Below are 23,240 nucleotides of genomic sequence, written 5' to 3' on the forward strand. Positions count from 1 at the left end.
TTTTGTGGGTGAAAATTGCCTCTAGCCCGCGTTTGTTTTACTTTATTGCCATTGCATAAACAGACGTTATTTTTTCATCCGTATTTTGCTTCTTTATCACTGTAATGTGAGCTGTTTGGAAAAGGATTATCATGCCAAGCTTGATTAGAATCGTGTTAATTAATACCCACCTACCAGGTGTAGTCGAACTGTTATTAAGTGGTCACACTAATATTTGTGGTACCAATGCCTCGGGTAAAACAACCCTACAACGCTTGGTGCCAGTATTTTACGGCGAGTACCCAAGCCGCGTTGTGCCGTCAACGCGTGACAGTTTCGAACGTTGGTATTTACCCCATGATTCAAGCTACATTATTTATGAATATCAAAAAGATGATGGCTTACTTTATCAAGCTGTTTTAGCCTCTGCCGGTGATGGTAAAGGGGTTAATTACCGCTTTATTGGCCGCGCTTTTGAGTTAGATCATTATATTAAGTCGCGTAATGGCGACACGATTATTTGTCATTCAATGGCCGAGCTTGGCCGTGAAGTAAAACGTGATGGCGTAGCCCATACCAATCTATTAAATACTCGTGAATTTCGAGCAATTATTCAAAACGATCGTAGCTTATTAAATACCGGTAGCAACCGCAATGAGCTGCGGACTTACGCGCGTCAGTTCTCGTTGTGTGACGGCGAACATAGCTTGCGTCATATCGAAAAACTCGCCAAAGCAGTGCACTCGAAAGAGGGCAAAATGGAAACGGTTAAATCAATGATCGCAGCCATTTTAGAAGAAGATGGGGTAAACCCACCGACATCTAGACTGAATCCACAGCGAGTAGAAACGTGGATACGAGAAAGCCAACTAGTGCAAGGTTTTGAACAAATCCGCCCAGAATACGAAAAGCTCGAACAAGAATTTAATCAGTTATTAAGCGCCGAGTTACGCTTAGCCAGTTTATCGCGCGGTTATCGCGCCGACGAAACCTTAGAAGCTGAACGCCAAGATCGTAACCAAACTCATGGTAAAGAATTAAACCTCAAGTTGCGTTTATTAGACGAAGAGTGGAAAGACGTTCGCGATGAGTTAAACCAAGAGTTATCTGCAGCTAAAGGCGACTCAGGCAAGTTTGAAGATGAACTTAATGCCATTGAAGACCAGCATGCTGCCTTTTTAGATGCCGACATTGAACAAGCCAAAGCTGATTTAGATAATTTGCCTAATTGGCGCAGTGATGTTGAAAACCTTAACGAGCGTCATAAATTACAAACCGAAAAACACCAAGATATTGAAGCCGCCTTTAATGCCCGCCGTAGCAAAATTGCTGAGCAATTACATCGCGAACTTGAAACGCTACATCTCGAGCAAGACACCCAACGTGAAGCACGTGATAAGCAACGTGAGCTTGCCAATGACGATATCGCTAAATTAGAGCTGCAATGGCGCGAGCAAACTGATGCAGGCAAAGCTAAATTTAGCGAACAAGAATATCAACTTAAATTAACCGCTGCCGAGCTTAAGCATCAAGTTGATGGTGTGACTTACACCGAAGATGAAAAAATGCGCTTAGCTATTTTCGATGAGCGTATAAGCCTCGCTGATGAAGAGCAAGAAACCTGTAATCAAAAGGTCGATCGTTTAACCACAGAAGAGCGTAAACAACGGGCCAAGCGCGACCAAGCTAACGAAGCGCTGCGCATCTCCAGTATTCGCGTTAGTGACCGAGAAAATGCCAAAGAAGAACTGCACCATATGTTGTTCCCACAGTCGCATACCTTGTTGGAGTTTCTGCGCAAAGAAGCCCACGGTTGGGAGCACACCTTTGGTAAAGTTATCGCGCCAGAGTTGTTGCATCGCAGCGATCTACACCCAAGTTTAACCAAAGACAGCAGTGAAGCATTATTTGGGGTTAATCTCGATCTTAAAGCCATTGATGTGCCAGAGTATGCCGCCACAGAGCAAGATTTACGTATTCGTTTAGCTAAAGCAGAAGAAGCACTAAAAAGTGCCCAAGAAATGCATGCCGAAGCGGAAGATCAACTGGTTGCTATGAATGCTGCGCTCGATAGCATCACCCGCGAACTGACCTTTGCCCGAACAGCGTATAAAAATAGCCGTGAAGACTTACGCCGTCTGTTTGACGAGAAGCGTAACGAACAGCAAAAAATCAATCAAGCTGTGGCAGATCGTAAAGCCGATTCGAGCAAGCGATTAGTGCAACTTGATAATGAACTTAAGCTGCTTAGCAATCAGCACCTTGGCTGGTTAAGCGAGCAAAAAGAGCAGGCGCTTGAAGCGCGCATGGAAAAAAATGCCTATTGGCAAGAAGTGGTCGGCGCCATTGATAATCAATTAGGCCAGATTAAAGCCAATATTGAACAACGCCGTGCTAATGCTAAAACCGAGCAGAAAGCAGGTGAAACCTGGTACAAAAATGAGCTTAAGTCACGTGGTGTTGATGAAGGCACCATTTTGGCGCTTAAAAAGCAGATCCGCGATCTTGAAGCCTGCATCAGTAATGCTGAACAACGGCGCAGTGAAGTGTTGCGTTTTGATGATTGGTATCAACATACCTGGCTAGTTCGAAAGCCTAAAGTGCAAACTCAATTAACCGATGTTAAGCGTGCTACGCTGGAATTGGAGCAACTGCTAAAAGCGAAAACGACAGAAATAAAGCACCGTAGAGACAGTTTAGAAACCGAACGCAAAGCCTGTGATGCAGCCCAAGTTGAGGCATCTGAAAACCTCACTAAGCTGCGTGCCGTAATGCGCAAGTTGGCAGAATTGAAGTTGCCGGCCAATAACGACGAAGCCATGGGTAGCATTGGTGAGCGTTTACGCCAAGGCGAAGATTTATTGCTAAAACGTGACTACTTAATGGGTTCAGTTAAGCAATATGTTGAACACTTTGACTCGGTCATTGCCAGTAAATCGGGCTCTAGTTTAGCCGAATTCTGGGAGCGCGCCCGCGATGAATCAAGCTTTGTTAACGACAAAGGTATTCGTCTACTCGACTATCGCAAGTTAGTGCCACAGCTTGAACAGTTATTGAATGTGATGGTACCGCAATCGTTAATGGCGATCCGCGAACAAGGGCGTATTTTTGGTATCGACTTAACGGCGTTTTATGACGTGTTAACCGATATTGACCGCCGTATAGCCAGCCAAAGTGCACGTATAACTCGTGAAGTGGGTGAAGAGTTATTCCTTGAAGGAGTATCAGAATCGGCTGTGCGAATTCGCTCTCGCATCAGCGAACTGGAGTTTTGGCCTGAACTTGAAGTGTTTGTTAAGGCCTTTAAGGCGTGGAAAGCAGATGGTTTCAGCCAACTACCGAACGAGCATTACACTAACTCAATGCGCCGTGCATTAGACATTATTGGCCGTGCAGCATTAACCGGCGGTATTGCTAAATTGCTCGAAATTGAGCTACGGCTAAAAGAAGGTAACAGCGACTTAATTATTCGTACCGACCGTCAGTTAAACGAGTCTTCAAGTCATGGTATGGCGTACCTTATTTTATGTAAGTTTTTATTGGCCTTCACCCGTTTATTGCGCGGCAAAGCCAATGTCACTATCCATTGGCCAATTGATGAGTTAGGTACGCTGCATCACACTAACGTGAAGAAAATCTTCGATGCTTGTGAGAACAACAATATCAGTGTACTAGGGGCTTTCCCAAATCCTGAGTCTGAAGTGCTAAGTCTATTTGCTAACCGTTACATCATTAATAAGCAAACTAAAAAGCTGCAGGTCGTTAAACCTAAAGCCAATCCGTTAGCGACCCGTTTATCGCAACGTAACACTAAAACCGAAATGCCTACGGCGGAAATGACTCGCGCTGAAACTGCTAAGGAGCACATCTAATGTCTGAATCGACTGAAACTACCTTAGTAGGTACCGGCGCATTAATAGAGCAATTGTTGCGTGGTGAGTTTATTTGCCGAGTGACCAATGAAGACGGTTGGCGGGCATTAAAAAACAACAGCACTCGCGACAGAGTTGAAACCTACCTTAACCAAATTAATCGCACCATTGCCAGTGCTGGTGAGGGTGAAGTGTTTTTTTGTGGTTATTTGCAGCTCGGCGAGGTTGAGCGCAAAGTGATTTCATCGCAATTTAAAGACATTTGTGCAGGACTGATTCCATTAGTGGAATGGTTGGTATTAGTGCAAGAAGCCAGTGGTCAAGATGCTCCGCTGAGCGAAGGTGCGCCGATCCGCTTAACCGATTTACAAGCGCGTATTGAAGACACGCCAGCTTTTAGAGAGCAACTCACTAAGTTGAGCCATTACCGATTATTCGGCTCAAGCAGTACTAACGTTGATGGCCAAATTAAGTTGGTGTTTAAACGGTTAGTTGAGCTGGGTTATTTAACCAAACCGAACAGCGAAAAGCAGATTTATATCGCCACCGGTAAATTAGATTATTTATACGAAGTGATCCGCTTTATTGATGAAACAGAAGGCTTAAGCCTTGAGGCACAAGCCGAAACCGCGACCCAAAGGGACTTGATATGAGCAGTAACTTACACCAAGCCGGGGTAAAGCTGCTCAAACAACTCGGGCGAAATGCCGACGTCATTATGGATGCATATTTAGCAGGCTCGATAAGCGACACTGCTCACGATGCTGGCGTTATCGAAAAGCTAAGAAAAAGTGGCATTTTATGGCGACCAGAGCCCGATCAAGAACTGCGCTTAAAGCGTTCGGTGCGGGCATTATTAGAAGAAGCATTAAGCGATGAGCGCAACAGGCAAATAGATGCCAACGTCGGCTCCGCGCTAGCCACAATAAAAACCTTAGCCGATCATTACAAAGAAGCACGTCGCGATGTCGATTTCAGTGCAGCTGAAGCCTATTTAGCCGATTTAAATGAGCATGTGTACAGTTTTACCGACAGTTTACGTTATTCCATTCGGGTGTTATGGAGCCGAATTAACAACGAATTTGGTTATGTTGGGACTATAAGCGCAAAAATCCGTGAAAACGAACTAGCCCAAAGTCAGGTGTCAGAGCTGCTTAATGGCTTAGAGATGTTTCAATTTAGCGAGTTAGGTGAAATTGCTGGTGATATCCGTGAACTGCGCCGTTTATTGATGACCAGTTTGCAAGAAACCTTAAGTCAATGTACTCAAGAGTTGAGTATTGTCCAAGCGAGATTATATGAGTTACTTGGGCGGTTTAGGCAAATTCAAGGGCGCACCCGCTTACTAAAAGGTTGGTTACTGCACACCAGCATGCATCCAGATTATCAACCTGAAAACCATGTAATGCATAAAGCTGTGCCGGTATTATTTAATTGTGCTGAAGCGCTGATAGCCCCTGCAAGTGTTGATGTGTCTAACCCTCATCACGAATTAGAACTGATGAGCTTAGTGGCACAAGTTAAAGCTATTAGTCGCGACTCGTTACCTGCCATGCTGCGTGAGCACAACGTGACCTTTGAAATGGGCGATAGTGAGGATTTCGATATCCCTGAAAATCCCCTTAAAATAGCCGTGGATGAATATTTTTGTGAGGTGATTGATTCTGGTTTGCGCCAATCAGCGCTTAGTTATTTAACCGAGAAACAACTGCAATGGGATGCAGAAAGCTGGCTTTATCAAGTCATTGGTGGTTATGAAGGCTTAGCCGATGAGCATAAAAATTACTTTGAGCTTGAACCGATAGGTAAACCTGATCCGGTTTATAGCGGTAACTTTATCATTAACGATGTTGAGTTATGGCTAGCCTAAGCAAAAGACAGTTACTGCTAATGGAACACGCGGCAAAGCAGCGCTTGCCGCGAGTGAAGTTCACTGCCGATTGGAAAAAATTGTATCAGTTGTGGCAAATAGGTGAGACCGATGGAACTGACAAGTACTTGTATTTGACTGCAAACGATTATGTTTTACTGCGTAACATGGCCCAAATTGATTCGGGCTTAGATATTCTGGCCCTTGATTTTGATGTGCCCCGCCAACAGATGTCGCAACTCAGCGCTAATGAAAAATACGCTAACATCAGCCCTGAAGCTGACTATGTATTAATGAAGCTAGCGCCTAGTTTATCTCAAAGCCTAGAGACTGATTTAGCGCCAGGTTCAGTGGCCGATTTATTATCTGTACATAATTGTTCACTGCGATTAAAGGCCGACAGTGCGATTGCGCTTTGTCAGCAACTCAATCTAACGAACCTCATCGTGGTAGAGAACCTCGACAGTTTTGATCACTTTTTTGCCAATTCATTTACCCCAGATTTACAGGCAATAATCAATAACTGCATGGTGTTATACCGTGGTAGTCATGACTATTCGCCAGCAGGTCGAAAGCGTTTTTTACACTTACTTCAACCACTCAACATCAATGTAATTGGCTTTACGGATCTTGATCCTGCAGGGTTAATGATTGCCAATACCCTTGAGTCTTGTCGCAGCATAATAGTGCCGCAACTTGCACTAGCGTCGCCTGATAAGTTATTAACGTTAACCCAGATAAATTCGACGAATGATTTTCATAAACAACATAAACAATGGGCTTACCTTAATAACTTGCATCGAGATGCACATTCTAACGATCAATCAAAGTCTCTATCTGGTTATCAATCTTCCTCTCAATCAATCATATATAATCCGCAGTGGTTAGCGTTAGTGCAATGGCTCGGACAACATTGCGTGAGCATTAAACAACAACATATGTTAGCCAAATCCATGTCGCTGACGTTACTTAATATCCACTGTTCAGAATAAAACCACTCTTCATAATAAAACCACTATGCAGAATAAAAAAACACTACGCTGATTGAGCCAGCTACCCCCATTTATTAAACAGAGTCGAGCTCACTTAATCAGCAAGAAAAACCTTCAAACTGATTGTTACTCTCGTTGTCTATTTCATTTTTATCGCTATACGCGCTGATTTTAGCTGTTTTCGTCCTAAATCTATTACTGGTTATACCATCGTTAATGATTAACTAAGTCTATAATCGATTGTTATTTTTAGCTTTTATATTGCATGCTTGTTAAGCGCCGATTAAGTAATCACTTTTGTTCATAAGGTGATTGAAATATATTGCGCTATGTCTCAGTATTTCAGCGCTCGAAAAGAATAAGCACCAGGATTGGTATAACAATAATTAGCAACAGAAGTTGCCATTTCGAAGGGAAATTTATAGATGACAAAATCACTTTCAGCACGGATCTTTATCGGTCTGTTTTTTGGGGTTCTGCTTGGTAGTATTGTGCAGTTTTTACTGGCAGATAATGCTTTTTTTGGTGGCACGTTAGTTAGCCTAGCCAGTGGTGTTGGCACCATGTTCGTCAATATGATTATGATGCTAGTGGTTCCACTGGTGTTTGTGAGTATTGTGTGCGGTGTGTGTGAGTTACAAGATTTAAAAAGCTTTGGCCGTTTAGGGGGTAAAACCTTTGGGTTTTATATCATTAATACCATGGTAGCGATTTTAGCTGCTTTTACCGTCGCAATGATATTTGAGCCCGGTAAAGGCGTGGATATGTCGAGCAACGGTTCGCTGGATATTACCGCCACAGAACTGCCTGATTTAATGTCGTTAATTGTGAGTATTGTACCAAACAACCCGTTTTCAGCCTTTACCTCTGGCAATATGTTGCAAGTGATTTTTATGGCTTTATTAATGGGCGGTGTCATTAAATCAATGGGGCAATCGGTTGAGGGAGCCGTTAAAGGATTTCAAACCGCCAATAAAATCATGATGCGTTTAATTTCAGTGGTAATGAGTTTAGCGCCATACGGTGTATTCGCCTTAATGTTTAAATTAGGCGCAACCTTAGAGCCTGAGATTTTTGTCAGTGTAGTTGAATATTTAGTGCTTATTTTGGCTTTATTATTGATTTGGATTTTTATCGTATACCCATATTCTGTTAGCCTGTTCACTCCAATTTCAGCGAAAACTTTCAGAGATAAAACTCAAGAACAAATTCTATTCTCATTGTCTACTGCTAGCTCAAACGCTACTATTCCGGTAACCATGCGTACTCTTACTGACAAACTAGGTGTGAGTAAAGCGGTGGCTGGTTTTGGTGTGCCGCTAGGTGCAACCATGAACATGGGCGGTGTGTCGATTTATATCACTATTGCGATTTTCTTTGTTGCTAACGCCTTTGGTATGCCAATCAGTAATGATCAAATTCCGTCATTATTGTTTAGCGTATTTTTACTGTCGGTGGGTGCTGGTGGTGTTCCTGGTGGTGGCATGGTGATGATTGGGGTATTGATTTACCAATTAGGCTTACCAGCAGAGGCATTTGTGATTGTTGCCGCATTAGACCGTATTATTGATATGGTATTAACCTCATGCAATGTGGTCGGTGACACAGCTGTATTAACCATTGTTGATCAAACTGAACAAGCGCATCAGCTTGAGGCTGAAAAAATTGCAGCTGAGAAAGTATAAAACTCGTTTAGCAGTATGAATAAAAATGGCCTGCTATACAGGCCATTTTTATGTCTAAGGTCATATGCTTAAGGTTTTATATTGACGCACCTGTTGTGTCGAATATATAAGATGTTATCTGTGCTGCATTTTATTTTCTATCTTAGTCATCAGCTTGAATGTCGTCTTTTCTAAATCATCTAAACCGCGATGAGCAACCAGTTCATAAGAGCGGTTAATATAGCGATAAGCTTGTGGGTAGTTGAACTCAATCACCTCAAGTTCTGCCAATTCATTCAGCGCCTGTGTTTGTCCAATCGGGTAGCCCATTATTTGATGATATTCAATGGCTTTTTTAAACTGCTCTCTGGCCTCATCATTACGGCCTATACGTTGATTTATCATGCCTGCAAGTTGTGATATATAGCCCAGGGTTAACCAGTCTTTCACTTTCGCAGCATTGGTTTTGGCAATGGTAAGTACACCTAATGCTTGCTCTATTCTGTCGGTTTCAGTGTAGCTTTGCGCTAATAACAATCTTAGTCTGGCTAGCTCTCGCTCATCTTGCTGATGCGTAGCTAGATCGATTGCTGCTATCAATGTTGTATTAAGCTGTTGATATTGATGTTGCTGCAATTGGATGCTGGCAAGTAGACGTTGAGCCACCAGGTTATCGGGCGTGGTGTTTATCAGTGCCGTTAATTGCTCTTCAGCAGCCACTGTATCGCCACCTTGCAGTAGTGCTATTGCGCTGACCAGTTGCGGAGGACTAAAGCGTGAATGGAGCTGGGGTGTGGTTTTGTTTTGCTGTGGATGGATCTGTTGGGCCATTAAGTTGGCTGCGGTGAGTAATACTTGCTCAATGCTGGAGGCGTTAACAACTCCAGTTTCAGTGTGCTGCTGTTGATGTAAAGTAAACGCTAATTGATACTGATTATTCGCGCCTGTAATACTTGATTCAATCACCAACACCGCGCCAGAAATAGCCATCATTTGCTTAATATCGATAGTCTTATTTGGCTGTTCATTAGAGACCAGTGAGATAATATTAATAATATCTTCGGTTTGCAGCAAAGGGTAATTGACTCCTAGGTTGAGCTGATAGATAAGCATATCCATTGCTGCGTAACGATTCCATTGTGGGTCGATGTTACCTGAGTTGTCAGGAGTGATATTTACCGGAAGCACTAAAATAGTGCCATTTGGCAACGGTGTTGATTTAGTTGAGATCAGATAAGCATAAACACTGATACTAACAAGCAGTAATACTACAATAGCCGCAATGTATTTATTTTTATTCGATGGTCTAGCGGGCTGCATCGTTATAGTCCTTTACTCATATCTTTAAAATAACTCGAAATGAATTTAAGTTGTTGTAAATAAATAATTATTCACTATTATTTAATGGTTCAAATTGGTATTTTGATTAACGGTGTTTATTTGCTGCATTCAGGTTATCAATAAGTTCAACTGCAGCGCATAAATGAAAAAACCGCCAACTGGCGGTTTTTCTACAGCATAATCAATTAGTCAATTGATGGCTCTTCACTGTAATCAATACCATGATAGCTTAAGCAGGTATCAACTTCGTTAGCGCTACCTAAAATCACCGCCACACGCTGATGGATTGCCGTTGGTTGAATGTCCAATATGGTTTCGTAACCTGTTGAGGCTTTACCGCCAGCTTGCTCAACTAGCAATGCCATTGGGTTCGCTTCATACATTAAGCGTAATTTAAATGGTTTTTCAGGGTTTTTATTGTCTGTTGGATAAGCAAAAATCCCACCACGACATAATACACGGTGCACATCACCAACCATAGCCGCAATCCAACGCATATTAAATGACTGTTCGCGAGGGCCGATAGTTCCAAGTAATAAGTCGGCGATATAAGTTTGAATTGGTGCTTCCCAAAAACGTTGGTTTGACATGTTAATCGCAAACTCAGCAGTATCTGGGGTGATCTGCACGTTATTGTCGGTCAGTAAAAATTCTTGGCTGTTAGGGTCTAGCGTATAAAATTGCGTACCTTTACCTGTAGTTAATGCCATCATAGTCGATGGACCATATAATACATAACCTGCCGCGACTTGCTTACGACCCGCTTGTAAAAAGCTTTGCTCGTTTAGCTCTCCAGCTGGGGCTGGCAATACCGAGAAAATAGTACCAACCAGTGAGTTAATATCAATGTTTGATGAGCCATCAAGTGGGTCAAAACAGACTAAATATTCACCTTTTGCGTTAACCTCAACCACGTAATCCTCTTCTTCAGAGGCTAAACCCCGAACATTACCGTCGGCTTTAAGAGTATCTTTAAGCATGTCATTAGTGATTACATCTAGCTTTTTCTGGGTTTCGCCTTGAACATTTTCTTGATCTGTCGCGCCTAAAACACCCGCTAATGCACCATGACGTACGGCAACACTAATGGCTTTTGAAGTGTCAGCTAAGGTTAACAGTAATTGTGTTAAAGAGATGTTTACGGCTTGTGCGCTAAGGGTTTGGGCCAAAGTCTGCATGATTTTTCCTATGAGATTTTGCGAGGTTAAGGTCGAGGTTATTCATTCTTATCAGTTATGTGCAAATCATACCCCACAATGACGCTAATTTCAGCGATTGTTATCTGGGGTTTTGGTTTTGCTGTAAATTAAGGCAAAATGTGGGCGGATTGAATTGCCCAAGGATTAATAATAATGACCATAACATGGAAGCATCATGCTTTAGCGGCAGTGTCTGCCGTGCCACTTCTTTTTACCAGCGCGGTTTTTTCAGCAACCGCTAAAGGCAGCATCATGAACTCATCGACTACCGCGACATTGACGGCAATAAAAGGTAACGCTACGCCACTCACCATTGAGCGTATTCATGCCTCTCCGGCATTAGCTGGTTCAAGCCCGCGTGGATTAGCTTTATCGCCAGACGGAAAGCGAGTCACCTATTTATCAAGCCGTGCTGATAATCAACATTTGTATGATTTATGGCAAATGGATATTGCTACCGGTAAACGTAGTGTATTGATTAATGCCGACCAATTAGACGCAGGGGAGTTGTCTGATGAAGAAAAAGCCCGCCGCGAGCGTCAACGTATTTATGGTCAAGGCATCATGGAATACTTTTGGTCAGAAGATAGCGCAAGTATTTTAATTCCAGCCGCGGGTAAGTTGTATTTATATAATGTTGCCAATAATAAGGTGGCCGAATTAGATACTGGAGAAGGCTTTGCTACCGATGCGCGTTTGTCTCCTAAAGGTCACTTTGTATCGTTTGTGCGCGATCAAAACTTATTTGTATTGTCATTGGATAGTCAAAAAGTAACGGCACTCACCACTGACGGCAAAGGACCAATTAAAAATGCCATGGCAGAGTTTGTCGCCCAGGAAGAAATGGACCGTATGACAGGCTATTGGTGGGCGCCAGATGAGTCGGCGATTGCGTTTACTCGTATTGATGAAACGGGTGTTGAGTTAGTGACACGCAATGAAATTTACGCAGAAGGGATTAAATTAACCGAGCAGCGTTACCCTTATGCCGGTAAAGCTAATGTTGAGATTGAATTAGGGGTGGTTAGCCTAAAAGATCGAAGTATAAACTGGATCGATTTAGGTACCCCAAAAGACATGTATTTACCGCGAGTTGATTGGCTTCCAGACAGCCAGCATGTGTCATTTCAATGGCAAAGCCGCGATCAGCAAACACTCGATCTTCGTATTGCCTCGATAACTCAACCGACACAAGCTAAAACCGTGATTGAAGAGCGCAGTAAAGCGTGGATTAACTTAAACCACGATTTGCACTTTTTAAAGCAACAATCAGCATTTATTTGGGGATCGGAGCGCGATGGTTTTAATCATTTGTATTTGTTCGACTTGCAAGGCAAGCCGCTTAAGCAACTAACCCAAGGTGATTGGGCTGTTGATGCACTTGAGTTTGTCGATGAAGCAACTGGCTGGGTGTATTTTAGTGGTCGTAAAGACAGTGTAATTGAGCGTCATTTATACCGGGTTAACTTTAATACTGGTATTGATTCTATTGAACGAGTTAGCCAGGCTGCAGGTATGCATGAAGCCGTATTTGCCAATAAAAAGCCAGTCTATTTAGATTACTTTAGTAGCTTGCAACAACCGCCGCAAATCAGTTTACATAATAACACCGGTAAGCAATTAGCTTGGGTTGAGCAAAATGAAATTGATAAAAATCATCCTCTATATGATTATGCCGCTTTATGGCAAATGCCTGAGTTTGGTCAATTAAGCGCTGAAGATGGTCAGCCATTAATGTATCGTTTATTTAAACCTGTGCCTTTTGATGCGGCTAAAAAGTATCCAGTGGTAGTGCGTGTCTATGGCGGGCCACATGCTCAGTTAGTGGTGAACAGTTGGAGCGAAGCCGATTATTTTACTCAATATTTATTGCAGCAAGGCTATGCGGTATTTCAATTAGATAATCGTGGTTCAGCGCATCGTGGTACTGAGTTTGAACATGTTATTTATCAAAATATGGGCGATGCAGAAGTAGACGATCAAAAGGTGGGTGTTGATTACCTACGCAGTTTACCGTTTATTGACGGCGACAACGTTGCTATTTATGGTCACAGTTATGGTGGTTATATGGCGTTGATGAGTCAGTTTAAGGCACCTGATTATTTTAAAGCGGCAATATCGGGTGCGCCAGTAACGGATTGGCGTTTGTATGATACTCATTATACCGAGCGTTACATGGGCAATCCTGAAGCCAATAAAAAAGGTTACGATGCTAGTAGCATTCTGCCTTATGTAAAAAATTATCAGTCGGGCTTATTGATGTATCACGGTATGGCTGATGATAATGTATTGTTTGAAAACAGCACTCGAGTCTACAAAGCGTTGCAAGATGAAGGTAAGTTATTCCAGATGATGGATTATCCTGGGTCTAAGCATTCTATGCGTGGCGAGAAAGTGCGTAATCATTTATATAAATCATTAGCGGCATTTTTAGATCAACAATTGAAGTGATCTCTCGTATCGTTAAATGATTAGCCAACAGGCAGACATAAAAAAACCAGGTGAATCACCTGGTTTTTTATTGCGGTTAACCTTAAAAGATTACGCTTCTAAGTCACCACAAAAACGATAGCCTTCACCATGGATTGTCGCGATGATTTCTGGTGTATCTGGCAAACTTTCAAAGTGCTTACGAATACGACGGATCGTTACGTCAACAGTGCGGTCATGTGGCTTTAATTCACGGCCAGTCATTTTTAGCAACAAGTCTGCACGGGTTAAAATCTTACCTGGGTTTTCAACAAAGTGAAGCATTGCACGGAATTCACTGCGTGGTAACTTGTAAGATTCACCTTGTGGTGTCACTAAAGAGCGGCTATTAATTTCTAAACTCCAGCCATTAAAACGATAAAACTCAACAGAACCTTTTTCTTCTGTTTCTGCCGCCGCATTATTAACGCGAGTTAATAGGTTACGTGCACGAATAGTTAATTCGCGAGGGTTGAATGGTTTAGTGATGTAGTCATCTGCACCAATTTCAAGACCTAGAATTTTATCAACTTCGTTATCACGACCGGTTAAAAAGATAAGGCCGATGTTATTAATTTCACGTAGCTCACGTGCTAGTAACAAACCGTTCTTTCCGGGTAGGTTAATGTCCATAACAACAAGGTTTATCTTGTTGTCTTGCATGGCTTTATGCATTTCTGCGCCATCGTTAGCTTCAGTAACAACATAGCCTTCAGCTTCAAAAATACTGCGTAGTGTATTACGAGTTACGGCTTCATCTTCAACAATTAAAATGTGCGGACTTTGCATGATATATACCTAATTTTATAAAATTCGATTCTAGCTACGTTGAGCTAATAAATTGCAATAGCGCTTTAGCTAATGCACTAATATTCCGATATTTTTTGGTGTTTATCTATGTCTACCTTGAATTAAACACTCTCTATAAACTCTATTACGTAACACTAAATACTGGTTACTGAGCCTGCTTGTGTCGATTCATTACTATTATGCCAAGATACGTGTTTGCACTTATGCATAACGGTGTAAAAAGTGGTGTAAAATTGGTTGTATCTAAGCTTACTTACTATGAATGCAATTTAGAAAGATAGTTCCTTCTATAACAAACTTATTTATGCGTATTAATCTTTTATCAAATGTAGAACAAATTTAGTACGACTGTAAACTTTACTTCAATAAATCATCACACTCACAACAATATTTGCTGATTTTTTGAGGTGCATGTAACCATCTTTGCTACACTGATTTAATAGTTCGTAATGGTTATTGTACTCGTTTTAGGCATTTGTTAACAAATTAAATGTTAAAAAATTAATATAACAGTCGAGTATATGAAAGATTAACACGGCTAACACTATAATAGTAAAGAGCTTTTAAATATCATACTTGTGATTTAGATCGCAAACCTTTTCGAAGTCCAACCTATCTGCTAGACTAATTTTGGCTTAATTGACGAAAATTTATTATGGAAAATGTTATCGATACATTGTGGAATGAGTATCAAACGACTCATTTTTTGTTCACTCAACGCCTTTCTGGTGATTTCCCATTTGCTATTGTTACTGCTCATAACCCCCGGGGTTCTATCCTCTCGCCTAGTCAAAATCGTTTACTTGATCGTCAGCTTCAATCTAAAATTCAACAATATAATAGTCCCTATCGCGGATTAATTGGTGCAGCACCTGATCTGTCATACATGGAAAAGAGTTGGGCTATTTTTATTGATAAAGAACAGGCAGTTGAGCTTGGTAGAGAGTTTAATCAACATGCAATTTACTACGTCAATCAAGGTTTATTATCTTTGATTGCTTGTCTTGATACCATAAAGCCTGAAATTCAAATGGGTGTATTTAATAATCGATTGCGCCTGGTGAGTGAACTACCGGAGATTAGTTCATCCACCAGATGAGTGATGAGGTAAATCTAACGGCTTAAGCACTAACAAATAATTTGGATCGATATTCGAGACAATGAGCAAGCCATTGTCTTATGTATATTGGGTTTGTGATGCGTATTGTCTTTTTATTGTCTTTTTTTCGTAATAAAGAACAATCGTAGTTGGGTGACTTTCACAACAGAATGTTCAATAACAACACTGTTTTTTAATAAAATAGTCTATTTTTACTGCGTTTGCTGATTGACTTGTTAGGGCTTTTATTGCTATTTTCAACGTCCTCCTTCGGGAGGAGCAGAAGAGGAGCGTTAACTAGGTAGTAAGTGAGAGGATGCCAATCCGATGACCACTTATGATGGAGATTAGCGCCGAGGTATCAGTTTGTTTGGCAAACATTGATATCGGTCGTTTAGGCTGAATCCTAACGATTGTCACCTATTTTTTTGGTGGAGAGCTTCTGGTGATGATTGCTGTTTCCCTTCTATAAGGGTGCGTTATCTTAGCACCAGGCTCTTCGAACGTAGTGTGTTCGGAGCGTATATCATGTTAGTAAATCACATCTTGTTTTGTCGTCTTTCGCAAACTGCGGAGGCATCTATATGAGTATTATTTCTGAAACTGTCGCCCCTAAAACGGTTACCGAGACCGTTGTTTCTGATATTCGTCGTCCTGAATTAGTCGTCGCCAAATTTGGTGGTACTTCAGTTGCTGATTACGCCTCTATGAGCCGTTGTGCAGATATTGTGTTAGTTAATCAAGCCACTCGTCTTGTGGTCGTGAGTGCCTCCAGTGGCGTAACTAACTTATTAGTTGAGTTAACCCAGGCTAACGTTAATGACGAGCGCCGCTTGGTATTACTTAAGCAAATTGCCAAAATTCAATATGCGATTTTAGATGAATTAGGTCGTCCGCAAGATGTGGCTGCCAGTATTGATAAAATTCTTAGCCGGATGTCGGTATTAAGTGAATCCTTGGAACTTGATCGCAGCAAAGCGGTGATGGACGAATTACTGTCTACTGGCGAGCAATGTTCATCGATTTTATTTTCTGCCGTTATCCGTGAAAAAGGCGTCGCATCCAATTATTTCGATGTGCGTCAAGTGTTACGTACCGACAGTCATTTTGGTCGTGCAGAACCACAGATTGAAGCGATAGCGACACTTGCTAGTGACTTTCTACAACCACTGCTTACAGATTATGTGATTGTCACTCAAGGTTTTATTGGTGCTGATGATAATGGCAGAACAACCACGTTAGGTCGTGGCGGCAGTGATTATTCTGCGGCATTACTTGCCGAAGCGCTCTGTGCTACAGCGGTTGAGATTTGGACCGATGTTGCCGGTATTTATACCACCGACCCACGAATAGCCCCTAATGCCCGCCCGATTGCTGAAATTAGCTTTAATGAAGCAGCTGAGATGGCAACCTTTGGTGCTAAAGTATTACATCCCGCCACTATTTTACCGGCAGTAAGACAAAAAATTCAGGTGTTTGTAGGTTCAAGTAAAGCGCCAGAAATGGGGGGTACTTGGATACGCCATCAAGTGGAAGATACTCCAGTGTTTAGAGCGGTGGCATTGCGCCGCGATCAAACTTTACTTAACTTGCATAGCTTGCAAATGTTACATGCTCAGGGCTTTTTGGCTGAAACCTTCGCGACCTTGGCGCGGCACAAAATATCAGTCGATTTAATTACCACCTCGGAAGTTAACGTCTCGTTAACCCTAGATAAAACGGGTTCTGATTCAAGCGGCCAGGGTTTACTCAGTGAGTCATTACTACAAGAGTTATCGCAACATTGTCGTGTAAGAGTTGAGGAAGATTTAGCGTTAATCGCCATTATCGGTAATCGGATAGCCTCGACGGCTGGCATCTGTAGTCGGGTGTTTAAAGTGCTTGAAAACCACAATGTGCGAATGATTTGCCAAGGCGCCAGTCCGCATAATTTATGTGTGTTGGTGGCCGAATCTGAGGCGGCGCAAGTGGTTAATGCTTTGCACCAAAATTTGTTTGAGTGATGATATGACTAAAGCTATCCAGTCATCGGTACAGGTCGGAGAGCTGGCGACCGGGCACGCATTGACCGTGCCGTTATTTTCATTCTCAGGCAGCAATTCATCCGCGCCTAGCGTGTATATTCAGGCCAATGTTCATGGTGCTGAAGTGCAGGGTAATGCGGTAATTTATCAACTGATGACCTTATTAGAAGGCTACCAGGTACTGGGTGATATAAGGTTTGCACCATTGGCTAATCCGTTAGGGATTAATCAAAAAAGTGGCGAATTTACCTTAGGCCGCTTCGATCCTATTACCGGCGTTAATTGGAACCGAGAGTATTTTGATCACCAAGTCGATGTTGATGCTTGGTATAGCGATCACCAACACTTAACCAATGATGGCTTGTTTCTGGCTTATCGTTCGATGTTAGTTGAAGCGTGTCGGGCTAGGTTGGATAATCCTTTTGGGATATCTACGGGTCATCGGTTAGCGGTTAGTTTGCAGACTATGGCGCACCAAGCCGACATCGTGCTTGATTTGCATACCGGGCCTAAATCGTGCAAACACTTATACTGCCCAGAGTATGATATTGATGCGGCCAGATTTTTCTCTATCCCGTATACCTTGATTATCCCCAATAGTTTTGGTGGTGCGATGGATGAAGCGATATTTTGTCCGTGGTGGCAGTTAACTCAGTATGCATTGAGTCAGGGACGTGAATTTTCGGTACCGGTGTCGGCATTTACTTTAGAGTTGGCCAGCCAAGAACGGATTGATTTAGCTGATGCCTTAGAAGATGCCAAAGGCATATTGGCGTATTTAAGCTATCGTGGTGTGATTGCTAATAAAATCAACCCTGCAAAAATGGTGCGCTTTGGTTGTTACTTACGAGATTACAAAAAGTTTCATGCACCTAAAGCCGGCTTAGTTGAGTATTGCGCAGCGGTAGGAAAACCATTAACGGCTGGGCAGCCATTAGTGAACATTTTGCGAATGGATCTTTATGGATCTGAGCAGGTTTATCAAGCTATTAGTTTTCCCATGGATTGTGTGCCTATTTTACATTTTGCTTCAGCGTCTGTTCATCAAGGAACAGAGTTGTATAAGGTGATGACTAAGGTGTTTGCTATACCCTCAACATAACTGGCCATATTGAAACAAAAACGCCTGCAATTTGCAGGCGTGTTAAGTTGGCAATTCATGAGGCTAGGTTATATTGGTAGCAACAAAACAGGATTAACTGCCTAAAATTTGCAATGGAATGGCTAGCATTTCATCGCCTGAACCTGCAAAGTACCAAATAATCCCTACTAAGCTGGCTACTGTGAGTAAATACCATACGGTAGAGAAGATTTGTCCGTAGCGATCTAAGGGTAATAAATGGCTTTGATGGCGCCCACGCCACTCAAATACAATCTCGACACTGCCAATAAGCAATAGAAAACCAAGTAAAGCAAGGCCTAAGCTATAGCTAATGAATACGCCAATAGCGGCGCCAGCAATACAAGCAACTAGACCGACAACACTATTCATCGAAAAGCTGATACTTTTTAAAATATGGCCGCCATCAAGAGGCAAAATGGGCAGTAAATTAAATAGATTTAGTAGGGCGTTAAATGCGGCTAATCCAGCAAAAAATACGTTACCGGTTATCCAATAAAGTCCTACACAGATAATCGATAAAATCAGTCCAAAAGTGGGACCCATTATCGAAATGTACACATCTTGCCAGCGGGTGTTGATGCGCTCATCGCTTAACGCTAAGCCACCAACAAAAGGAATTAAATAGATACCTTTGGTTTTCATGCCGAAATGCTTCATGGCTCGAATATGACCATATTCATGGAACACTAAGCAGCCGATGAGTGCTAAGGCAAATTCAAATGAAAATAGCCAAGAATAGGCGGCAACACTGGCCCCCGCAAAAAGGACTTTTACCACTTTGGCGCTTTTTAACAGTTTAAAACCTAATGAAGCAAGTCCAACTACACTGATTTTTTGATTTTTTACGGCTACAACTTCAGGTGTCTGACGTTCAATATCCTCAACGGTTCGCTTTCCTTGGGTAATAAGCTCATCTTCAATTAATAAACAATAATCAAGTTGAAATGGTTGCCAGTTGACATCAATTTCTAATCGTACTGGTAATGCACCTATATTGGGTGAAACCATTACGCCTTCGCTGGCATCGGTTTCAATTGGTGCGGACGTTTGAGTTGTCAGTTCAAATGAATGGATATGAAAAGCTTGGTCGGTAGCACTAGCAGACTTTTGCGATACCAGTTGATTGTCCCAATAAAGTTGCTGCCAACCCGCAATCGAGCCTTCTAGTCGCAGACGTTTACCTAGACATTCAATATTTAGTAATTCCATTAAGGATTCTCAGGGTTTATGGACGGTGAGCATAATGGCATTTTGCCAGAGCGGTGAGTGTTGCTCAATGGGTTCAACAATTATATTCGCCATCTTAGGTGTTAATGTATAACGGATGATTAAGATAAACATTAGCCATCATCAATAATCGGTAAATTTAATATCAGTAACGATAATCAGCAGGTTACTTATGCTTAACTCCATTTTGGGAGCGAGTTTAATAAAGCTGTTCTAATTCGGCGATGGTCGCGATACCTTGTTCAATGGTGGTAAAGACTATTTTTGCACTGCAACAATGGCCTTGAAATTGACCATACTGACGCACAAGAGGTAGCAACTGTAATACACTCACATCTTGACTCTGCTTAACCAATGAAGGCAGTTCAGCCACGCAGGTATTGCTAGATTGCTGCGCATGCGTTTGAATAGTATAGGCATGACCGACACTATCGATAAGTTTATCGCTGGTTTGAAGGGTAAATTGGTTGGCACAAATAAAGCTCAACCAATCTTGTTTATTAGCTAGATACATTAACTCATCATCTTGATCAAACTTGAGTATTGCAGGCCAATGTACTTGTTGCATAGTTTATCTATTTACCCATATTTGGTTTAATCTACCCGTTAACGATTGCTGTAATCGAATGAGATTTCTTGATTGACGTTTTTGACAATACACGGACCATGTTCACGTTGGGTACGATTAAATGCGTTACCAATGTGAATTTCGACGTTGGTGAAGATGTGCTTTTCAGCTCTGATGACATAATTGTTATAATAGCCTTCAACTTCGTTAAAGTGTTGCGTATATTCTACTTCCTCTTTAATGCGTTCTTCGGCCATCTGATTTTTTTGGTCGAGCATCATTTTAACTTGCTCAATCATGCCAACGTCACTTTGCCATTCGGTTTTTGGTGGCAATTTTCGTAATCTCGCTTCTAGCGCTAAACCCGCAACAACCATGCCTTTAATACTGTCATCTAACTCTTTAAGCTGTTGCTTTAATTCACCTTGATGCATGGCACAAAACAGTTCAGTTTTGGTACTGGCTGTTGCACCAAATGCAATGGCTCTGATACCTTTAGCAGCAGTAGCTGTACCGCCGACTAAATCACCCCGTCGTCCTTGAGCGTCGCTGACCGTAATGCTATCACCTGATGTTGAGTGACTGTGAAGTAACTGTTTAGTCACTAAAATATTGCCGAGAGCTTCTAATTGTGAATATTGTACAAACTGGGCGCAAATTTGTCCGGTCGCCTTAATTGTCGTGCTGAGTTTTTGATCTTTAATTAAGCGACCAATAACGCCTTTACTGACAATAACATCACCTTGCGCTTCAATTGAAGCTGACTCAACAAAGCCCATTACAGTGACATCACCACTTGCTTTTACTTGCATACCTTCGTGCACATCACCAGTAATTAAAATACTGCCTTTAAAGTTAACGTGACCATAGCGAACGTCAACATCCTTAATTTGCAGCATATCGTCCACTTGCATACCGGTGCGGTTTTCAACAGGCTGACCTGACACTGTGGCGATGAGTTTGTTTGGATCTTTGGAGTGAAGGCTGGTGCCAGTGCCTGGTTCCATAGATTTATCTTTACCAGGAATTTGTTGCAACACATCACCGTGGATATTAAAACCTGGATTGCCTAGAGTTGAGGGGATTTTAACCATCAATATATCATTGGCCTTAACCGTAATAAGTGCGCCTAAATTACGCATATCGACCGAGCCGTCTTCGCGTTCTTGTGGTTGTAATAAGCGCTCACGAGCTAAAGCTACTTTTCGAGTTAATACGGCATTTTCACCATTAACGGCAGCTTTACCGCAAGCTATGATACCTTCACAGCTTTCCCCTGGCGGTAATATCGACAAGCGCTGCATTAATGCCATGATCTTAGGTTTACTTAATCCCATTTTAATTTTTTGATTTTTCAGAGTATTAAGTATGTCGGGTAGGGTGATATCTTTGCCACCCCAAGCGGAGGTAATTTTCATACTGGCTTGCATTTTATCATCACTGACACTGATGCTCACAGCCCCATCTTTGCGCTCGGCGATGGTAAAAAATAATTCGTGACTACCAGGGTTTTGACCGCAAAGGGCATTAACTTCAGTTACTGCTTTATTAATAGCCGGTGCAATAGGAAACAACATGGCGAAGGCGGACTGTGTTAGTAAGGCGTTGATATCCTCTGCTGACACCGGACCATGGGTATTGGGAATTATACGTAATTCCACTTTATTTTTATCTGCGCTTAGTGCGGCTAATGAAGGCTCTAACATAACATCCTTTGTTTTTATTTTTATATCAGCTTATAACAGGCAAATAGAATACCAATCAAATGAATCCGAAAATGTGCGTTATTTTACCTTTAAGCCAATTTAGCTGATATTTATCTGCATTTCCAGCAGTAAGCTAGCTTTGTCATTCATAAGTGAAGCGGCATAATATGAAGAGCATTATTAAGGTTAGCGTTGATGAAGGTACAACTTATACTTATTGTTTTCAGCTAACACATTCACTTTGCCAAAATGAGCCGCAATAGTCTCTGAGTAAGGTAAGTGGCGATTAGCAACAATTTGCCATATGCCATGTGATGTTAGTCGTGTTGCGCTTTGTTGAACAAATTGTGTAGCAATATCGGTGGTGCTGGTTAACCCATCATGAAATGGAGGGTTGGAAATAATGCCATCGAATTTACCGTTAATTTGGTTAAACCCGTCAGAAGGGTAGACCTTAGCGTGCATATTATTGGCTGCGAGGGTTAATTCGCATGAAAGTAAAGCCATTGCATTGATATCAATACATTCAATGGTTAACTCTGGATTGGCTTTGAGTAATGCTGCGCTAATGACTCCCGCGCCACAACCAAAATCGAGTACTCTGCCGTGTAAGTTAGTAGGTAAATGCGACAGTAATAATTCCGTTCCCTGATCGAGACGTTTTTCGCTAAAGACGCCAACAATATTACAAATCTGTAATTGTCCTTGTGGAGTCTCTAGTGGGTATTGGCTTACCCAATCGCTGAGGGTTAATGCTGGTGCTACTTGCGTTAAATAACTGATATACACTAAACAATGACGGGCATTATCTTGTTTTATGGGGACTGAATAATAATCTGGTGTTAGTTTGGCAATCGATTTAATTCCCCCTTTATTTTCACCAACAATGATTAATTGACCATCAATAGATAAATGTTGCGCGGCGAGTTGTAATAAATAACCCATTAACGGCTTTGCTTTTGGAAAGTAAATAATGACAGTATCAAATTTTGTCTCCGCAAATGACTCTGGCAGCTGATGACCAAAGTGGCACTGGAGTTTGTCATTGGCATAAGATGACAATATAAGGTGATGATTAAAATCAAGTGCTAGGGCGGTGACATTGTGAGCAAAATCAAGACAATGATGTGCAAAAATATCTGCTTCATAATTAAGCACTAATACATTCTGCTGATCAAAATATTGGCTGTTTCTGATTAAGGCTTGAGAAGGATTTGTTAACACGTTGGATGCTCATAATGCTAGAGGTAAGATAAACACGCTGATATTAACACAATCCCCACCTTCATAAGGGTAG

16 protein-coding genes and 1 riboswitch are annotated in these 23,240 nt (G+C 41.8%); of the genes, 9 read left to right on the top strand and 7 right to left on the bottom strand.

Annotated elements, in window-relative coordinates; genetic code table 11:
- Nucleotides 1-131: 131 nt before the first annotated feature.
- The 5 genes from EGC82_RS04135 (at nt 132) to EGC82_RS04155 (ending at nt 8,398) form a co-directional block, all read left to right on the top strand.
- Nucleotides 132-3,851, top strand: coding sequence for an ATP-binding protein (locus EGC82_RS04135; protein ID WP_124729633.1), 3,720 nt, complete (start codon nt 132-134; stop codon nt 3,849-3,851).
- Nucleotides 3,851-4,504, top strand: a complete 654-nt coding sequence (locus tag EGC82_RS04140; protein ID WP_124729634.1) for a hypothetical protein — start codon at nt 3,851-3,853, stop codon at nt 4,502-4,504. The genes EGC82_RS04135 and EGC82_RS04140 overlap by 1 nt, the downstream gene beginning before the upstream one ends.
- Nucleotides 4,501-5,721, top strand: coding sequence for a phosphoenolpyruvate carboxylase (locus EGC82_RS04145; RefSeq protein ID WP_124729635.1), 1,221 nt, complete (start codon nt 4,501-4,503; stop codon nt 5,719-5,721). Before EGC82_RS04140 ends, EGC82_RS04145 begins: the two co-directional genes overlap by 4 nt.
- Nucleotides 5,709-6,713 (top strand): DUF7281 domain-containing protein, encoded by a 1,005-nt coding sequence (locus tag EGC82_RS04150; RefSeq protein ID WP_124729636.1) that lies wholly within the window; start codon nt 5,709-5,711, stop codon nt 6,711-6,713. Before EGC82_RS04145 ends, EGC82_RS04150 begins: the two co-directional genes overlap by 13 nt.
- Before the next feature lie 425 nt (nt 6,714-7,138).
- The gene (locus EGC82_RS04155) at nt 7,139-8,398 is read left to right on the top strand and encodes a dicarboxylate/amino acid:cation symporter (protein WP_124729637.1); all 1,260 of its coding nucleotides are present in this window, start codon (nt 7,139-7,141) and stop codon (nt 8,396-8,398) included.
- Between the two features lie 114 nt (nt 8,399-8,512).
- Here the strand turns inward: EGC82_RS04155 and EGC82_RS04160 are convergent, their stop codons facing one another.
- Together EGC82_RS04160 and EGC82_RS04165 are read right to left on the bottom strand one after the other, a co-directional pair.
- On the bottom strand, nt 8,513-9,697 hold the full coding sequence (locus tag EGC82_RS04160; protein ID WP_124729638.1) for a tetratricopeptide repeat protein: 1,185 nt from the start codon (nt 9,695-9,697) through the stop codon (nt 8,513-8,515).
- A 206-nt stretch (nt 9,698-9,903) separates the two neighbouring features.
- The gene (locus EGC82_RS04165; RefSeq protein ID WP_124729639.1) at nt 9,904-10,896 is read right to left on the bottom strand and encodes a class 1 fructose-bisphosphatase; all 993 of its coding nucleotides are present in this window, start codon (nt 10,894-10,896) and stop codon (nt 9,904-9,906) included.
- Nucleotides 10,897-11,070: 174 nt separating this feature from the next.
- Between EGC82_RS04165 and EGC82_RS04170 the strand changes: the two genes are divergently transcribed.
- Nucleotides 11,071-13,368, top strand: coding sequence for a S9 family peptidase (locus tag EGC82_RS04170; protein ID WP_124729640.1), 2,298 nt, complete (start codon nt 11,071-11,073; stop codon nt 13,366-13,368).
- A gap of 90 nt (nt 13,369-13,458) precedes the next feature.
- Here EGC82_RS04170 and arcA read toward each other — a convergent pair whose 3' ends face one another.
- On the bottom strand, nt 13,459-14,175 hold the full coding sequence (arcA, locus tag EGC82_RS04175; RefSeq protein WP_124729641.1) for a two-component system response regulator ArcA: 717 nt from the start codon (nt 14,173-14,175) through the stop codon (nt 13,459-13,461).
- 676 nt (nt 14,176-14,851) lie between these two features.
- On the opposite strand from arcA, the gene EGC82_RS04180 reads away from it, so the two are divergent.
- The 3 genes from EGC82_RS04180 to EGC82_RS04190 all read left to right on the top strand — a co-directional run bounded on the left by EGC82_RS04180 (nt 14,852) and on the right by EGC82_RS04190 (nt 18,421).
- The gene (locus tag EGC82_RS04180; protein ID WP_124729642.1) at nt 14,852-15,295 is read left to right on the top strand and encodes a DUF3293 domain-containing protein; all 444 of its coding nucleotides are present in this window, start codon (nt 14,852-14,854) and stop codon (nt 15,293-15,295) included.
- A 275-nt stretch (nt 15,296-15,570) separates the two neighbouring features.
- Nucleotides 15,571-15,745, top strand: a riboswitch (Lysine riboswitch).
- A 257-nt stretch (nt 15,746-16,002) separates the two neighbouring features.
- Nucleotides 16,003-17,298 (top strand): lysine-sensitive aspartokinase 3, encoded by a 1,296-nt coding sequence (gene lysC, locus EGC82_RS04185; RefSeq protein WP_244212571.1) that lies wholly within the window; start codon nt 16,003-16,005, stop codon nt 17,296-17,298.
- A 4-nt stretch (nt 17,299-17,302) separates the two neighbouring features.
- A complete protein-coding gene (locus EGC82_RS04190; RefSeq protein ID WP_124729643.1) occupies nt 17,303-18,421 on the top strand; it encodes a succinylglutamate desuccinylase/aspartoacylase family protein in 1,119 nt (372 codons plus the stop codon).
- Between the two features lie 93 nt (nt 18,422-18,514).
- On the opposite strand, the gene EGC82_RS04195 is transcribed toward EGC82_RS04190, so the two are convergent.
- The 4 genes from EGC82_RS04195 to EGC82_RS04210 form a co-directional block, all read right to left on the bottom strand.
- Nucleotides 18,515-19,651: a site-2 protease family protein gene (locus tag EGC82_RS04195; protein WP_124729644.1), complete on the bottom strand. Its 1,137-nt coding sequence runs from the start codon at nt 19,649-19,651 to the stop codon at nt 18,515-18,517.
- A 217-nt stretch (nt 19,652-19,868) separates the two neighbouring features.
- Nucleotides 19,869-20,237 carry a DUF4144 domain-containing protein gene (locus tag EGC82_RS04200; protein ID WP_124729645.1) on the bottom strand — a complete coding sequence of 123 codons (369 nt, stop codon included), beginning with the start codon at nt 20,235-20,237 and terminating at the stop codon, nt 19,869-19,871.
- A 38-nt stretch (nt 20,238-20,275) separates the two neighbouring features.
- Complete coding sequence (locus EGC82_RS04205; RefSeq protein WP_124729646.1) at nt 20,276-21,943, bottom strand: DUF342 domain-containing protein; 1,668 nt, start codon at nt 21,941-21,943, stop codon at nt 20,276-20,278.
- A gap of 186 nt (nt 21,944-22,129) precedes the next feature.
- Complete coding sequence (locus EGC82_RS04210) at nt 22,130-23,167, bottom strand: class I SAM-dependent methyltransferase (RefSeq protein WP_124729647.1); 1,038 nt, start codon at nt 23,165-23,167, stop codon at nt 22,130-22,132.
- Between the last annotated feature and the right edge of the window lie 73 nt (nt 23,168-23,240).

The sequence above is a fragment of the Shewanella livingstonensis genome (assembly GCF_003855395.1).
GTDB lineage: Bacteria > Pseudomonadota > Gammaproteobacteria > Enterobacterales > Shewanellaceae > Shewanella > Shewanella livingstonensis.

Excerpts from the sequence above, each read along its gene's own strand:
- EGC82_RS04160 (WP_124729638.1), bottom strand. The coding sequence starts at position 9,697 with ATGCAGCCCGCTAGACCATCGAATAAAAATAAATACATTGCGGCTATT.
- EGC82_RS04195 (WP_124729644.1), bottom strand. The coding sequence starts at position 19,651 with ATGGAATTACTAAATATTGAATGTCTAGGTAAACGTCTGCGACTAGAA.
- EGC82_RS04165 (WP_124729639.1), bottom strand. The coding sequence starts at position 10,896 with ATGCAGACTTTGGCCCAAACCCTTAGCGCACAAGCCGTAAACATCTCT.
- arcA (WP_124729641.1), bottom strand. The coding sequence starts at position 14,175 with ATGCAAAGTCCGCACATTTTAATTGTTGAAGATGAAGCCGTAACTCGT.
- EGC82_RS04150 (WP_124729636.1), top strand. The coding sequence starts at position 5,709 with ATGGCTAGCCTAAGCAAAAGACAGTTACTGCTAATGGAACACGCGGCA.
- EGC82_RS04140 (WP_124729634.1), top strand. The coding sequence starts at position 3,851 with ATGTCTGAATCGACTGAAACTACCTTAGTAGGTACCGGCGCATTAATA.
- EGC82_RS04135 (WP_124729633.1), top strand. The coding sequence starts at position 132 with ATGCCAAGCTTGATTAGAATCGTGTTAATTAATACCCACCTACCAGGT.
- EGC82_RS04145 (WP_124729635.1), top strand. The coding sequence starts at position 4,501 with ATGAGCAGTAACTTACACCAAGCCGGGGTAAAGCTGCTCAAACAACTC.
- EGC82_RS04190 (WP_124729643.1), top strand. The coding sequence starts at position 17,303 with ATGACTAAAGCTATCCAGTCATCGGTACAGGTCGGAGAGCTGGCGACC.
- EGC82_RS04205 (WP_124729646.1), bottom strand. The coding sequence starts at position 21,943 with ATGTTAGAGCCTTCATTAGCCGCACTAAGCGCAGATAAAAATAAAGTG.
- EGC82_RS04155 (WP_124729637.1), top strand. The coding sequence starts at position 7,139 with ATGACAAAATCACTTTCAGCACGGATCTTTATCGGTCTGTTTTTTGGG.
- EGC82_RS04200 (WP_124729645.1), bottom strand. The coding sequence starts at position 20,237 with ATGCAACAAGTACATTGGCCTGCAATACTCAAGTTTGATCAAGATGAT.
- EGC82_RS04180 (WP_124729642.1), top strand. The coding sequence starts at position 14,852 with ATGGAAAATGTTATCGATACATTGTGGAATGAGTATCAAACGACTCAT.
- lysC (WP_244212571.1), top strand. The coding sequence starts at position 16,003 with ATGAGCCGTTGTGCAGATATTGTGTTAGTTAATCAAGCCACTCGTCTT.
- EGC82_RS04170 (WP_124729640.1), top strand. The coding sequence starts at position 11,071 with ATGACCATAACATGGAAGCATCATGCTTTAGCGGCAGTGTCTGCCGTG.